Origin of the sequence: Lactococcus sp. NH2-7C, from assembly GCF_029953655.1 — a bacterium.
In the GTDB taxonomy this organism is placed as follows: domain Bacteria; phylum Bacillota; class Bacilli; order Lactobacillales; family Streptococcaceae; genus Lactococcus; species Lactococcus lactis.
On record NZ_CP124538.1, the window covers coordinates 1,784,268 to 1,798,347 of the forward strand.

At 35.4% G+C, this 14,080-nt stretch carries 15 protein-coding genes; 14 read left to right on the forward strand and 1 reads right to left on the reverse strand.

Translation table 11 applies throughout. From position 1 onward, the window contains the following. Positions 1–112 precede the first annotated feature (112 nt). The 14 genes from QJV49_RS09045 to QJV49_RS09110 all read left to right on the forward strand — a co-directional run bounded on the left by QJV49_RS09045 (position 113) and on the right by QJV49_RS09110 (position 12,845). Positions 113–973, forward strand: a complete 861-nt coding sequence (locus tag QJV49_RS09045; protein WP_225512336.1) for a MetQ/NlpA family ABC transporter substrate-binding protein — start codon at positions 113–115, stop codon at positions 971–973. A 65-nt stretch (positions 974–1,038) separates the two neighbouring features. Further along, a complete protein-coding gene (locus QJV49_RS09050) occupies positions 1,039–1,809 on the forward strand; it encodes an acetoin reductase (RefSeq protein ID WP_225512337.1) in 771 nt (256 codons plus the stop codon). Between the two features lie 14 nt (positions 1,810–1,823). After that, positions 1,824–2,684: a MetQ/NlpA family ABC transporter substrate-binding protein gene (locus QJV49_RS09055; RefSeq protein WP_225512338.1), complete on the forward strand. Its 861-nt coding sequence runs from the start codon at positions 1,824–1,826 to the stop codon at positions 2,682–2,684. A gap of 103 nt (positions 2,685–2,787) precedes the next feature. After that, positions 2,788–3,894 carry a methionine ABC transporter ATP-binding protein gene (locus QJV49_RS09060; RefSeq protein ID WP_225512339.1) on the forward strand — a complete coding sequence of 369 codons (1,107 nt, stop codon included), beginning with the start codon at positions 2,788–2,790 and terminating at the stop codon, positions 3,892–3,894. After that, a complete protein-coding gene (locus tag QJV49_RS09065; protein WP_003131669.1) occupies positions 3,894–4,589 on the forward strand; it encodes a methionine ABC transporter permease in 696 nt (231 codons plus the stop codon). The genes QJV49_RS09060 and QJV49_RS09065 overlap by 1 nt, the downstream gene beginning before the upstream one ends. Before the next feature lie 46 nt (positions 4,590–4,635). Continuing rightward, on the forward strand, positions 4,636–5,184 hold the full coding sequence (locus tag QJV49_RS09070; RefSeq protein WP_012897180.1) for an ECF-type riboflavin transporter substrate-binding protein: 549 nt from the start codon (positions 4,636–4,638) through the stop codon (positions 5,182–5,184). A 108-nt stretch (positions 5,185–5,292) separates the two neighbouring features. Further along, the gene (locus QJV49_RS09075) at positions 5,293–6,990 is read left to right on the forward strand and encodes an ABC transporter ATP-binding protein (RefSeq protein WP_225512340.1); all 1,698 of its coding nucleotides are present in this window, start codon (positions 5,293–5,295) and stop codon (positions 6,988–6,990) included. After that, positions 6,983–7,804 carry an energy-coupling factor transporter transmembrane protein EcfT gene (locus tag QJV49_RS09080; RefSeq protein WP_225512341.1) on the forward strand — a complete coding sequence of 274 codons (822 nt, stop codon included), beginning with the start codon at positions 6,983–6,985 and terminating at the stop codon, positions 7,802–7,804. The genes QJV49_RS09075 and QJV49_RS09080 overlap by 8 nt, the downstream gene beginning before the upstream one ends. A 163-nt stretch (positions 7,805–7,967) precedes the next feature. Continuing rightward, positions 7,968–8,261 carry a helix-turn-helix transcriptional regulator gene (locus tag QJV49_RS09085; RefSeq protein WP_010905285.1) on the forward strand — a complete coding sequence of 98 codons (294 nt, stop codon included), beginning with the start codon at positions 7,968–7,970 and terminating at the stop codon, positions 8,259–8,261. After that, on the forward strand, positions 8,185–8,964 hold the full coding sequence (locus QJV49_RS09090) for an ABC transporter ATP-binding protein (RefSeq protein ID WP_225512342.1): 780 nt from the start codon (positions 8,185–8,187) through the stop codon (positions 8,962–8,964). Before QJV49_RS09085 ends, QJV49_RS09090 begins: the two co-directional genes overlap by 77 nt. Beyond that, the gene (locus QJV49_RS09095) at positions 8,957–9,907 is read left to right on the forward strand and encodes an iron ABC transporter permease (protein WP_225512343.1); all 951 of its coding nucleotides are present in this window, start codon (positions 8,957–8,959) and stop codon (positions 9,905–9,907) included. The genes QJV49_RS09090 and QJV49_RS09095 overlap by 8 nt, the downstream gene beginning before the upstream one ends. Position 9,908: 1 nt before the next feature. Then, positions 9,909–10,847 carry an iron ABC transporter permease gene (locus tag QJV49_RS09100; protein WP_225512344.1) on the forward strand — a complete coding sequence of 313 codons (939 nt, stop codon included), beginning with the start codon at positions 9,909–9,911 and terminating at the stop codon, positions 10,845–10,847. Between the two features lie 83 nt (positions 10,848–10,930). Then, positions 10,931–11,872 carry an iron-hydroxamate ABC transporter substrate-binding protein gene (locus QJV49_RS09105; RefSeq protein ID WP_195362605.1) on the forward strand — a complete coding sequence of 314 codons (942 nt, stop codon included), beginning with the start codon at positions 10,931–10,933 and terminating at the stop codon, positions 11,870–11,872. A 61-nt stretch (positions 11,873–11,933) separates the two neighbouring features. Next, positions 11,934–12,845 (forward strand): LysR family transcriptional regulator, encoded by a 912-nt coding sequence (locus QJV49_RS09110; RefSeq protein ID WP_225512345.1) that lies wholly within the window; start codon positions 11,934–11,936, stop codon positions 12,843–12,845. Positions 12,846–12,895: 50 nt separating this feature from the next. Here the strand turns inward: QJV49_RS09110 and QJV49_RS09115 are convergent, their stop codons facing one another. Further along, entirely contained in the window at positions 12,896–14,077 is a 1,182-nt protein-coding gene (locus QJV49_RS09115) for an MFS transporter (RefSeq protein ID WP_225512346.1), read from the reverse strand. Between the last annotated feature and the right edge of the window lie 3 nt (positions 14,078–14,080).

Consider the following 14,080-nt stretch of genomic DNA (forward strand, 5'->3'; position numbering starts at 1 on the left):
TTTTAGTGCTCAAATAAGTCTCTCTCCTTTGAGAGGCTTATCGTTCAAAGAAGGTCTGAACACTTGTGAAATAGAATAATTTATAAGTATTCAGTAGAATTTGGGGAAAAATTTGAATCCGAAAAATAGAAATATTATTGTTGCACTCGCACTGATTATTGTTGTTGCTTTGGTTGCTTTCTTTAGTTTAAATCATCAAGCAAGTAAAAAAACAACCGCTCAAAAAACAGTTAAGGTTGGAATTATGAGTGGGGACAAGCAAGACCAAGAGGTTTGGAAATCAGTAGCTAAAACCGCCAAAGAAAAATATGATTTAAAGCTAAAATTTGTTTATTTTTCTGATTATAATCAACCTAATGAAGCACTTCTTTCGGGAGATATTGATGTCAATGCCTTTCAATCTTATAATTATGTGAAAACTTGGAATAAAGCACATAAGAGTGATATTGTGGCAGTAGGAAATACTTATATTACACCAATGCACATTTATTCAAAAGAAGTTAACAAATTGTCAGATTTAAAAGAAGGGTCAACCGTTGCAATACCAAATGATGCTTCAAATGAAAGTCGGGCATTGTTTGTGCTCCAAAGTGCAGGGTTGATTAAATTGACAACAAGTGATTCAAGCAAATTAGTTGGCTTGCCAGATGTCACAGAAAATCCTCATCAATTGAAGTTCAAAGAAGTGGATGCAAGTCAAACACCGCGTGCCCTGGATTCTGTTTCCATTTCGGTTATTAACTATAATTATGCAACAGCAGCTAGCTTACCAAATTCTGAATCTGTCTATATGGAACCTCTCAACAAAACTTCTGCTCAGTATATTAACTTTATTGCTGCGACAAGTAAAGAAAAAAATAATAAAGTTTACAAAGAAGTTGCCAAGGCTTATGCTTCAAGAGCGACAGAAAAAGCAATCAAAGAACAATATCCAGATGGCGGAGAATTGCCAGCTTGGAACTTGAAACTTTGAAACTCCATATCTGTAGCTGTGATAAAAAAATATTAAGCTAGTAGAAGTTGCGAAAGAAGAAAAATATGGGAAAGTTAGCAATTATAACAGGAAGTGGACAAGGCATTGGTGAAGGAATTGCACATCGTCTAGCAGCAGATGGTTTTGCAATTGCTGTGGCAGATATTAATCCTCAGACATCAAAAAAAGTTGCAAAAGTATTGATAAATAAAGGATTTGAAGCAAAAGATTATGTGGTTGATGTCGCGAATCGTTCGGCAGTTTTTAAACTTGTTGCTCAAGCGGTAGAAGATTTCGGCGAACTGGCTGTTTTCGTTAACAATGCTGGGATTGCTTTTATTGATAGTATTGTGGATTCTGATTCAGAAAAAATTGAACGACTATTTGATGTTAATATCAAAGGAACTTACTGGGGAATACAAGCAGCAGCGACTCAATTGAAAAAACAGGGTCATGGTGGACGTATTATTAATGCGGCATCGCTTGCAAGTGTTGAGGGTTCAGCCTTGCAAAGTGCTTATTCTGCTTCAAAGTTTGCAGTGCGTGGATTGTCACAATCGGCTGCGAAAGAACTTGCGAAAGATCATATAACAGTGAATGCTTATAATCCTGGTATTGTACGAACTGCTATGCGGGATACAATTGATAAAAAAACGGCTCAAATCAAAGGAATTAGTATCGAAGAACAGCAGCAAAATTGTTTGAATGAAATTTACCTCGGACGTGAAGGAAAACCAGAAGATGTTGCAGAAGTGGTAGCCTGGTTTGCTTCAGATGCGGCAGAATATATTACAGGACAGTCTATCTTGGTGGATGGTGGCATGAGATTCCATTAGGAAGAGGGGCAAATATGAACGTAAAAAATAGAAGAAGAATAATTACGATTATTATTATAGGATTTCTTATTATCGTTGGTGGAATTTTTGCTTTTTCTCACGCTAGTAGTAAATCAAAAGTTTCTTCAAAAATCGTAAAAATAGGTTTGATGCCTGGCGGGAAACAAGAAGATGTCATTTGGAAACAAGTTCAAAAAAATGCTAAAGACCAATTTGGAATTACTTTAAAATTTGTCAATTTTACTGACGGAGATCAGCCCAATAAAGCTTTGGCTAACCATGAAGTGGACCTCAACGCCTTTCAACATTATGCTTACTTGAAATCATGGAATAAAGCTAATAATGGAAATATCGTATCAATTGGTGATACAATTATTACGCCGATTCATTTGTATTCTACAAAGTATAAAAATGTGACGGAAATTCCTGATAAAAGTACAATTGTTATTCCAAATGATGTTACCAATGAAAGCCGCGCCCTTTATGTTTTAAAAAATGCAGGACTCATTAAGCTTGATACTTCTAGAGGAGCATTAGCAACGGTTAAAGATATCAGAGATAATCCTAAAGGATTAATTATTAAAGAAATTGATGCGAGTCAAACCCCACGTGCGCTTGATTCTGTTGCTGCAGCAGTCATTAATTATAATTTTGCTATTTCAGCAAAAATTTCTGAGAAAGAATCAATTTATCAAGAACCTTTAAATGAAGATTCTGCTCAATGGATTAATTTTATTGCGGCAAATCAGTCTGATAAAAATAATAAAGTTTATAAAGAAGTGGTCAAGGCTTATGAACAAAAAAATATCGCTGATACCATTAAAAAAGAATATCCAGATGGTGGAGAACTCCCTGCTTGGAATTTAAAATTGTAACTAAGAAAACTCGTCAGAGACGAGATTTTCTGTCAGTACTGACAAAGTTATTTTCTCTTTTGTCAGTACTGACAGAGAATGAAAAAAGATAAAGGAAAACAATATGACAGCAATTATTGAATTAAATAATCTTTCTGTACAATTTCATCAGAAAGGACGATTAGTCACAGCAGTAAAAGATGCTACTTTACACATTGAAAAAGGGGATATTTATGGAGTCATTGGTTATTCTGGAGCTGGTAAATCAACTTTGGTCAGAACCATTAATCTCCTTCAAAAACCGACCAAAGGTCAAATTGTGATTAATGGTGAGAAAATTTTTGATAGTGAAAATCCTGTAAAATTTACTGGAGCGAAATTACGTGAGTTTCGTCAAAAGATTGGGATGATTTTTCAACATTTTAATCTTCTGAGTGAAAAAACAGTTTTTAATAACGTGGCTTTTGCTTTACAACATAGCCAAATCGAAGATAAAAACGGGAAAAAACGTTATCTTACAAAAAAGGAAAAAACGGATAAAGTGACCGAATTATTAAAATTGGTTGATTTAGAAGAGCTTTCTGATAAGTATCCGGCTCAGCTTTCTGGAGGACAAAAACAGCGGGTTGCTATTGCGCGTGCACTTGCTAATGACCCTGAGATTTTGATTTCAGATGAAGGAACATCAGCGCTTGATCCAAAAACAACCAATCAAATCTTAGATTTACTTAAATCTCTTCATGAAAAATTAGGAATCACGGTTGTGTTAATTACACATGAGATGCAAGTGGTTAAGGAAATTGCTAATAAAGTAGCTGTTATGCAAAATGGTGAAATCATTGAACAAAATTCATTAATTGATATTTTTGCGCAACCTAAAGAAGCTTTGACGAAACAATTTATTGAAACAACAAGTTCGGTCAATCGTTTTATTGCTAGCCTTTCTAGAACAGAACTTCTGGCACAATTAGCAGATGACGAAGAATTAATTCACTTAGATTATTCAGGTTCAGAGCTTGAAGACCCTGTAGTTTCTGATATTACGAAAAAATTTGATGTAACAACTAACATTTTCTATGGTAATGTTGAGTTACTTCAAGGTCAACCTTTTGGCTCATTAGTTTTGACCTTAAAAGGTTCAAGTGAGCATCGGGCTGCTGCAAAGGCATATTTTGTTGAAAAACATTTGAAATTTGAAGTTTTAGGTAAAATTGAAAGGACGGTAGACTAATGGCAGAATGGTTTGCACATACATTTCCTAATGTGGTTTATTTAGGATGGACAGGTGAGACGGGTTGGTGGACAGCAATTGTTCAAACGCTTTATATGACATTTATTTCAGCACTTATTGGTGGTTTATTGGGATTGATATTTGGAATTGGTGTTGTCGTGACTGCTGAAGATGGGATTACACCTAATCGACCTTTATTTTGGATTTTAGATAAAATTGTTTCTATCGGACGGGCTTTTCCCTTTATTATCTTATTAGCAGCAATTGCTCCCTTGACTAAAATTTTGGTGGGGACGCAGATTGGTGTTACTGCGGCTTTAGTTCCATTGGCTCTAGGAGTGGCTCCTTTTTATGCCAGACAAGTTCAAGCTTCGCTTGAGTCTGTTGACCATGGAAAAGTTGAAGCGGCTCAAACAGTGGGAGCTGATTTTCTCGATATTGTTTTCACGGTCTATTTACGTGAAGAGTTAGCTAGTTTAATTCGTGTTTCAACCGTTACTTTAATTTCCTTGATTGGTTTGACTGCAATGGCTGGTGCGATTGGAGCTGGTGGACTAGGAAATACTGCCATTTCTTATGGTTATAATCGCTTTGCTAATGATGTTACTTGGTTTGCAACCATTTTAATCTTGATTTTTGTTTTATTGGTTCAGCTTGTTGGTGATTTCTTAGCTAGACGGGTTTCACATCGATAATTTATCAAATAATTTTAGATAAAAATAGTTTCTAAAAGGAGAAACAATGAAAAATAACTCTGTAAAAATTGTTGTTGCCACTGGGATTGGGGCTGCTTTGTTTGTGATTATTGGTTGGCTAATTAATATTCCTACACCAATTCCAAATACTAGTATTCAATTGCAATATGCGGTCCTTGCCTTATTTTCAGCCTTATTTGGCCCTTTAGCTGGTTTCTTGATCGGTTTTATTGGTCATGCCCTTAAAGATTCATTTCTCTATGGTGCGCCTTGGTGGACTTGGGTTTTAGGCTCAGGTTTGATGGGCTTATTTCTAGCTTTTGGAGTCAAAAGAGAAACTTTGACTCAAGGAATTTTTGGAAATAAAGAAATCATTCGTTTTAATATTGTTCAATTTTTAGCCAATGTTGTAGTTTGGGGAATTATTGCTCCAATTGGGGATGTTTTAGTTTATAGTGAACCGGCAAATAAGGTCTTCACACAAGGAATTGTTGCTGGTTTAGTAAATGCATTGACTATTGCTGTAGCAGGGACTTTACTACTCAAACTCTATGCTGCTACCAGAACCAAATCTGGCTCACTCGATAAAGAATAAAAAGCTCCAGATATGCTAAAATAAAAGCAGCAAATATTTGCTGCTTTTACGCTTGTATCGGTTTAATAAAGCACAAAAAATAAAGTATCTCTAAAAAGAAGGATAAAAATGGAAGCCTTAATTTCGTTCAAAGATTTTACATTTAAATATGATTTACAAAAAAATCCAACTTTAAAAAAGATTAATTTGGAAATATTTCCTGGGGAAAAAGTACTGATTGTCGGACCTTCTGGTTCAGGTAAATCAACGATTGGTTCTTGTCTTAATGGGATTTTGCCCCATTTACATAAAGGAGAAGCAAGTGGGGAACTCTCAATTGCTGGTTTGCCTTTTGGGACTTCAATTGCTGAATTATCTGAAAAGGTGTCGACGATTTTGCAAGATACTGATGGACAGTTTATTGGTTTGAGCGTTGCTGAGGATATTGCTTTTGCTTTGGAAAATGATGGTCTGATTCATGATGAACTGGTCAGTAAAGTGGCCTATTGGTCAGACAAAACAGAAACAAAGAAACTCTTGAATCATCGTCCCCAAGATTTGTCGGGAGGACAAAAGCAGCGGGTTTCTTTAGCTGGTGTTTTGATTGATGAATCGCCAATTTTGCTTTTTGATGAACCTTTAGCCAATTTGGATCCACAAACTTGCTTAGAAACAATGGCTTTGATTAAGGATATTCATGAAAATAATGAAGTTACTACGATTATCATCGAACACCGAATCGAAGAAGTTTTACCGCTTGGCATTGACAAAATTGTCGTGGTCAACGACGGCGAAATTGTTGCAATTGGAAGTCCTGCTGAATTATTAAAAACAGAAATTTTTAATGAAAATTCATTACGCGAGCCCCTCTATCTCTCCGCATTGAAAGCTGCAAATGCTACAGAATTACTGACAGATTTTTCTGACCTAAAAAGTTTGGAAGTCCTGTCAGCAAAAAATTTACTGACAGATTTTTTAGACACTTATAAATTTACTGACAAAGCTGTCAGCAAAAATAATATTCTGTCAGTAAAAAATTTATCAGTAAATTTTGCTCAACATGAAGTTCTAAAAGGTATTAATTTAGAAATTCAAGAAGGAGAAAAAATTTCAATTGTCGGTAAGAATGGAGTTGGTAAGTCAACCTTTGCCAATGCGCTCTGTCATTTTATTGAGGCGAGTGGCGAAATTTTATACCGAGGACAATCGATTATTGCTGATTCTATTTCTGAACGTGCGGCAAAAATTGGCTATATTATGCAAAATCCAAATCTGATGATTTCGCAAAATATTGTCAGTGATGAGGTGGCAGCTGGTTTACGACTCCGTCATGTTGATGAAAAAATGATTCAAGATAAGGTTGAAGAAATCTTGAAAGTTTGCGGGCTTTATCCTTTTAGAAATTGGCCAATTTCTTCCTTGAGTTATGGTCAGAAAAAAAGAGTAACGATTGCTAGTATTTTAATACTAGAACCTGAAATTTTAGTCCTTGACGAACCAACCGCTGCTCAGGATTTACAATCTTATCGGGAAATCATGGATTTTCTTGACGAACTTAACCGTCGTCTTCATTTAACAATGATTATGATTACACACGATATGTATTTAATTACAGAATATAGTGACCGGACCCTTGTTTTTGCTGACGGGAAAATTATTGCTGACAGCAGTCCCTATCAAATTTTAGAAAATGAAGATTTTGTAAAAATGGGCAATTTAAGTCAACCAAGCCTTTATCAACTTGCCAGACAAACGGATACCAATCCCGTTTTACTGACAAAAGCTTTCATCAATTTTCAGAATCAGGAGAGATTAAAGCATGAATAATCAACTTAGTGTTCTAGGCTATCAAGCTGGAAATTCTTTTATTTACCAACTGAATGCAACAGCAAAACTCCTTTTCTTTCTATTACTTTCTGTCAGTAGTATGGTGACTTATGATACGAGATATTTGGCTTTTGTTGCTTTATTTTCGGTAATTTTATTCTATTTTTCTAAAATTCCTTTTTCATCAGTAAAAAGGGTTGCCCAATTTGCAGCAATTTTTGCGATTTTAAATCTGCTTTTTGTATTTATTTTTGATCCTGGATATGGCGCACGACTTTACGATTCTAAAACAATCCTTTGGGGACCTCTTACTTTAGAAGAACTCTTTTATCTTTTTAATCTCGTCTTGAAGTATTTTTCAACCATTCCGCTCGCTTTACTCTTTATCTTAACTACTAATCCGAGCCAATTTGCCAGTAGTTTAAATAAAATTGGTCTTCCTTATCGTTCCTCATATTCCGTTTCATTAGCGCTTCGCTATATTCCTGATATGCAAGAAAAATTTTTAGCAATCCGTAATGCTGGACAGGCCAGAGGAATGGATTTGTCAAAAAAAGTAGGGCTTTTTTCGCGAATAAAATTAAATGTTCAATTGCTACTCCCTTTAATTTTTTCCAGTTTAGAACAAATTGATACTATTTCTACAGCTATGGAGCTTAGACGATTTGGTAAAAAGAAGAAAAGAAGTTGGTATTCTTATCAACCTTTGAATGTTAAAGATTACTTTGTTATCTTGCTTGCGCTTTTAGGAGTGGCAATTGTTATTCTTCTCTTCTTTGTAAATCAGGGCCGATTTTTTAATCCATTTCATTAAAGAAAAGCAGGTTTTCTGCTTTTTTCTTATCTTGCAAAAATGGGTGGAAAATGGCATAATAGGACTTGTAAAAAACTTTTGACAAGCCAATTGTTTGCAAAAGATAATAAAATTTGAATTAAATCTTAAAAAAGAACTTCCAAAAGAATTAGAAGGGAAAAACATGGAAAATAAAATACGTGAATTGCGCCGATTATCTCATCTTTCACAAGAGGATGTCGCACATATCGCTCACGTCTCGCGTCAGACGATTAATGCGATTGAAAATGACAAATACGACCCAGAGTTAACGCTTGCTTTCAAACTTGCAGAGACCCTAGGGACAACCGTTGATGAGCTTTTTAACTATCAACCAACCGTTGTGAAAAGGAAAGAAAACGATGTATTTTGGTGCGAAAAATATCAATGTGTCTTATGGAAAAGAGCAGGTATTGAAAAACGTAACGCTGTCGATTGAAAAAGGAAAAACGACAGCTATTATTGGAGTCAATGGTTCTGGAAAATCAACGATTTTAAAGGCGCTTGGACGTTTAATTAAATCGGATGGACAGATTATCTTTGATAATCAACCTTTAAGTCAACATTCTAATCGTGAAATTGCTAGAATTTTAGCCCTCTTGCCTCAATCAATCACTGCCCCAGCTGATATTACAGTCTATGAACTTGTCAGTTTAGGACGTTTCCCACATCAAAAATTAATGCAACAACGTCTCTCAAAAGAAGATATTTTGTTCATAGAAGAATTGATGAGAGAAACAAAGATTTGGGACATCCGAGAAAGTAAGATATCGGAACTTTCTGGTGGACAAAAACAAAGAGTTTTTATCACGATGATTTTGGCTCAAGATAGTGAGATTATTTTATTAGATGAACCAACGACTTATCTAGATTTAGCTCATCAGTTAGATATTTTATGTTTATTAAAAGATTTGGCGACAAAGAGAAATAAGACCATTGTTTACGTCATTCACGATTTGAACCATGCTGCTCGTTTTGCTGACAATCTAGTCCTTGTTAAAGACGGAGAAGTGGTTGAAGAAGGAACTGTTGATGAGTTATTTACTCAAAAAACATTGAAAGAATGCTTTGGATTAGATGTCACTTTAGGATGTGATACCTTTACCAAAAAATTAATGATTACTGGGGTGAAAGATGCCTAAAAAACATTTTCTGACAATCTTTTTTGCCCTAGTTTTTTCTTTACTTTTTTTGTCAGTAATATACCTGATGCTTGGGAATAAAAATGTTCCTCTGACAGAACTTTTAGTAAATAAAATGGTCTTACAATTAAGATTTCCACGATTAATAAGTCTTTATCTGACAGGATTTCTCTTATCTGTCAGTGGATTTATTGTTCAAATTATGACTAGAAACCCAATTGCCGAAATGGCCACTTTAGGGATTTCTGGCGGTTCTAGTTTGGCTTTATCACTTATTTTAACTTTGGGTTGGTCAACAAATGATGGAATTTCAGTTCTAGTTTCATCGCTAGGAGCATTTATTGCCTTAGCCGTCGTCATGCTTTTGACTGCAAGAACGCATTTTCAGCCATTAAAAGTTGTGCTAGTTGGAACATCAGTTGGACTTTTTGCAACCAGTTTGGCCAGCTCCTTGACTTTTGCCAGCCACGATACACAGGCCTATTTTCGCTGGATTGTGGGTTCTTTTTCAGGAATAACTAATACTAAAGTTCTTTTAATGGCAGTAGTAAGTTTTATTTTTCTTATCCTTTTGCTTTTATTTTCAAAACAAATTTATTTATTGAATTTTGGTGATGAGCTTGCTCAATCTTTTGGGATTTCTGTCAATTTTGTTCGGTTAGTCATTATGTTTTTAGTTGCGCTGGCTTCTGGTGTAACTGTTGCCTCAGTTGGGGTGGTCAGCTTTGTCGGTTTGATTGCTCCACATATTGCCAAGAAACTTGTCAGGGCTAATTTTTGGCAAAATGTAATTCTGTCAGTACTGACAGGAATGCTATTGCTTGTTTTGGCTGATTTGATAGCGAGAAATTTATTTAAACCTTACGAATTTCCAGCAGGAAGTCTAACCATGCTTCTAGGCGCTCCCTTCTTTCTTTGGGTTATTACAAAGGAGGCAAAATAAAATGAAAAGAAAATTCACTTTACTTTTTGTCCTGCTTTTGGTTTTGATAGTGGTTGATTTGACGCAATTTTCAACAAATCCACAGATTCTATCAATCCTAATTCCTAATTTTCGGCTTCCTCGTTTGATAACAATCCTGTCAGCTGGAATTGCTCTTTCCTTATCAGGCTTTATTATCCAAAATATTACAGAAAATCCTTTAGCGGATAGCGGAACAATTGGGATAACCTCTGGCGCTTCGGCAGGAAGTGTTGCTTTTTTACTGATTGCTGACCATTTTAAGCTGACAGGTATTTGGAATTTTTCTTATCCTATTTTTGCTTTAATAGGTGCTCTTCTTTCATTTGGCTTAATTTACTTTTTTGCTTTAAGAAAGCAAGTTTCTTCTGTCAAAGTTTTACTGACAGGAATTGCAATTACCGCTTTTTTTCAAGCTTTAATTACGATTGGTCAACTTTCAGTCAATGCTTTTGACTTTCAGAAAGTTGCAGTTTGGCTGTCAGGAGATATTTGGCAAACGGGAAGTACTTATTTGTTCATTTGTGTTCTCTTATTAGCAATTGGTTTGATTATTTTGCCATTTTTCTTAAGAAAACTTGAAATCCTCTCACTAGGTGAAGAAATGGCAACTGCTTTAGGATTAGAAGTTCAAAAAACGAAAATCTATCTTTACTTGTTAGCACTACTTTTTGCAGCTGTCGGTGTGTTATTGGTTGGAGGATTAGCATTTGTTGGATTAATTGCCCCTCATATTGCTCGTGAGATCGTTGGTTTTAAATCACGAAAAAGTTTAATCGCAACCGCACTTTCTGGGATGATTATTTTATCTTTTGCTGATATTATTTCACAAACAATCATTGCACCATCAAGTTTACCCTTAGGTTTTGTAGTTGCCTTTATTGGCGCTCCATACTATATTTATCTTATTCAAAAAGTTTAAGAAATTAATTTACTTTTAGTAAATTTCTTATAAAAAAATATCGGCTTATTTTTAAAAATAGCCTAAAAATAGAGGAGAATCTTTTGAAAAAAGTACTCACAACCCTAATTGCTGCAGGAGCTTTACTTACTTTAGCTGCCTGTTCATCAAATTCATCATCAAAAAAAGCGACATCAAGCGATGATAAAGTAACCTTTCACGCTTTAAATGGGGACGTCAAAGTTCCCAAAAATCCTAAACGTATTGCTGTTCAAAATTATCCAGATGAAGTCGCTTCATTAGGTGCAAATGTTGTTGGAACAGATTCATGGGCCTTCCCAAATACCTTCTTATCAAAAGACCAAAAGAAGAATATGGTTGATTTAGGAGCACCAAAATTCAATATGGAAAAATTGATTGCTCAAAATCCTGATTTGATCATTACAGTTGATAAAGACCAAGTGGCAGACTATCAAAAAGTAGCCCCTACTGTTCTTGTCAATTATAAAGACCTCTCAGGAATGAATAAATCTTTGGATTACTTCGCTAAACTCCTTAATCGCGAAGATGAAAAAGCAAGTTTCCTTAAAAACTTTAAAAAAGAAGCCGATAAGCAAAAAGAAAAATTGGCAAAGGTTGATGTTAAACCAGCTAAAAACACAATTTCACTTCTTGAACTTCAAGGAGATAAGGTTTATGCCTTCGGCGACAATTTTGCTCGTGGCGGTCAAGCATTGACGACTGGTTTAGGCTTTAAAGAATCAAGCAAAATGGCTGAACTCTCAAAAGGGGTAGGTTATGCTGAAGTAAATACTGAAAGCTTAGGAGAATTTGATGCAGACTATATCTTTATTGACTTTGCAGAGAAAGATAAAGAACAATATGCTGCATTAAAAAATAATCCAGCTTGGCAAAACCTCAAAGCAGTTAAAGAAGGACATGTGATCACGATGGACTATGACAAAGTTTACTTCTTTGGCGGACCAACAGCGGCCAAAAAAGAGCTGTCACTCTACACTGACGCTATCATTAAAGCTACAAAATAAAAAGAAAAAGTGTATAATCAACTTATACACTTTTTTTGTAAAAAATTAAGGACTTTATGACATGAATATTAAACAATTACGGTACGTCGTCGCCATTGCTAATAGTGGAACTTTTCGTGAGGCTTCAGAGCAACTTTTTGTTAGTCAACCATCAATGTCGATTGCGGTTAAAGACTTGGAGCAAGAACTCGGTTTTCAAATCTTTGAGAGAACAAATACAGGTGCGACTTTAACTATTGAAGGCGAACGTTTTTATGAACAAGCACAAACTGTTTTACGTAATTTTGAAACTTTTGAATCAAAATATTCTAAGCCAAAAGAGTCTGATAAGACTTTCTCAGTTGCCAGTCAACACTATGATTTTCTAGCACCAGTTGCAGTGGAATTTGCAAAGAAAAATCCTGAAATCAAAAATTTTAGAATTTTTGAGTCAACCACTTATAATATTTTGCAAGAAGTGGCGCAAGGGCACAGTGAACTCGGAGTGGTTTATCTCAATAAACAAAATCGCTCAGGGATTTTAAGAATGCTCAATAAACTTGAATTAGATTACGAAGAAATTTTCTTATCACAGACGCATATCTATATTCGCAAAGGCCATCCACTAGCTCAACGCGAAACAATTTCAGATGATGATTTAAAACCGCTAGATCGTGTGCGATTTACACAAGAAAATGAACAGTTTCTTTACTATTCCGAAGATTTGGTTGAGACTTTTGAAAATACCCTGATTTATAACGTCACTGACCGTGCAAGTTTAAATGGAATTTTAGAACGGACAGATGCCTACGCAACAGGTCTTGGTTTTATTGATAAAGAGAGCGTCCATAATGTAACAGTTGTCCCTATGGAGGGAGACAATGGAAATAGTTTGATTTTAGTCAAGCATCGTGGACATTTATTATCAAATGCGGCGACTTCTTATAAACGCAGTCTTGAAGTTTACTTTGAAAACTATGATTTTAAACAATAGCTAAAATAAATACTCTCTGAATAATTATCAGAGAGTATTTTTATAACTTATTATAGTTTACTTGCTTGGTCTTTTTGTGCCAAGTGAATAAGGAACATTGCAAGGAGAATGATAATGATTCCCCCAAGTGGAGTAAAGGCAACACTTGAGCCTTTAGAAATTTGTCCTCCAACAAATGAGCCTAAAGTGATTCCGATATTAAAGGCTGCAATGTTAAAAGCTGAAACTAAAGTAATATCTTTTGGCGTAAATTTCTCTGCTAATTGAACAACATATAATTGTAAACCTGGAACATTCATAAAAGCGAAGAGCCCTAAAAGTAAAGTTGCAATCAATCCCAAAGGTTGCGAAGCTAAACTTGCACTGATAAAGAGAAAGAGTAGACTCAAAGCTAAAGCCGCAAACATTTTTTGAAGGGCAGGTAGGATATTTTTATTTGCTAGATGTCCACCTAGTGAATTACCAATGGCAACCATCACACCATAAGCAACCAGAATAATCACTACTGTACTTGCTGAAAATCTAAAAGTTCCTTCAAGGATTGGTGTAAGATAAGTATAAGCCGCGAAAGTTCCTCCATAACCAAAAGCGGTAATAAAGAGAGACGTTAAAATTGATTTATTAGTAAAAATTCTAGCAAGCCCACTTAAATTAATTTTTCCGGGAATTGGAAGCCCTTTTGGAACAAGAATACTAGTAGCAATCAGTCCAATTAAGCCAATAACAACAATGAAAACAAATGACATATGCCAGTTAGAGTGCTGACCAATGAAAGTCCCTAAAGGAACACCAATGACAGTAGCAACGGTTAGTCCTGTAAACATGAGGGCGATTGCTGAAGCCCTTTTTTCAGGTCGAACAACATCAGCAGCAATGACTGTGGAAATTGACATGAAAATACCATGAGCAAGTGAGGCAAGAACCCGTCCTACTAAAAGTAAAAGGAAAGTTGGAGCGAAAGCTGACAGTAAATTACCAAGAATAAAGAGACCCATAATCGAAACCATCAAAGTTTTTCGTTTCCAAGTTCCTGTAAGAATGGTTAGTAAGGGTGCGCCAACCGTTACTCCTAAAGCATAAAGAGAAACGGTTAAACCCGCTTGAGATAAACTAATATTAAAGGTGTTGACAATCATTGGCATTAAACCAACGCTGATAAATTCGGTTGAGCCGATAGCAAAAGCATTGATTGCTAGAGCTAGAAGAGTGAGACTGGGAGATATTTTTTTCATTAT

Excerpts from the sequence above, each read along its gene's own strand:
- QJV49_RS09050 (WP_225512337.1), top strand. The coding sequence starts at position 1,039 with ATGGGAAAGTTAGCAATTATAACAGGAAGTGGACAAGGCATTGGTGAA.
- QJV49_RS09055 (WP_225512338.1), top strand. The coding sequence starts at position 1,824 with ATGAACGTAAAAAATAGAAGAAGAATAATTACGATTATTATTATAGGA.
- QJV49_RS09060 (WP_225512339.1), top strand. The coding sequence starts at position 2,788 with ATGACAGCAATTATTGAATTAAATAATCTTTCTGTACAATTTCATCAG.
- QJV49_RS09065 (WP_003131669.1), top strand. The coding sequence starts at position 3,894 with ATGGCAGAATGGTTTGCACATACATTTCCTAATGTGGTTTATTTAGGA.
- QJV49_RS09070 (WP_012897180.1), top strand. The coding sequence starts at position 4,636 with ATGAAAAATAACTCTGTAAAAATTGTTGTTGCCACTGGGATTGGGGCT.
- QJV49_RS09075 (WP_225512340.1), top strand. The coding sequence starts at position 5,293 with ATGGAAGCCTTAATTTCGTTCAAAGATTTTACATTTAAATATGATTTA.
- QJV49_RS09080 (WP_225512341.1), top strand. The coding sequence starts at position 6,983 with ATGAATAATCAACTTAGTGTTCTAGGCTATCAAGCTGGAAATTCTTTT.
- QJV49_RS09085 (WP_010905285.1), top strand. The coding sequence starts at position 7,968 with ATGGAAAATAAAATACGTGAATTGCGCCGATTATCTCATCTTTCACAA.
- QJV49_RS09090 (WP_225512342.1), top strand. The coding sequence starts at position 8,185 with ATGTATTTTGGTGCGAAAAATATCAATGTGTCTTATGGAAAAGAGCAG.
- QJV49_RS09095 (WP_225512343.1), top strand. The coding sequence starts at position 8,957 with ATGCCTAAAAAACATTTTCTGACAATCTTTTTTGCCCTAGTTTTTTCT.
- QJV49_RS09100 (WP_225512344.1), top strand. The coding sequence starts at position 9,909 with ATGAAAAGAAAATTCACTTTACTTTTTGTCCTGCTTTTGGTTTTGATA.
- QJV49_RS09110 (WP_225512345.1), top strand. The coding sequence starts at position 11,934 with ATGAATATTAAACAATTACGGTACGTCGTCGCCATTGCTAATAGTGGA.
- QJV49_RS09115 (WP_225512346.1), bottom strand. The coding sequence starts at position 14,077 with ATGAAAAAAATATCTCCCAGTCTCACTCTTCTAGCTCTAGCAATCAAT.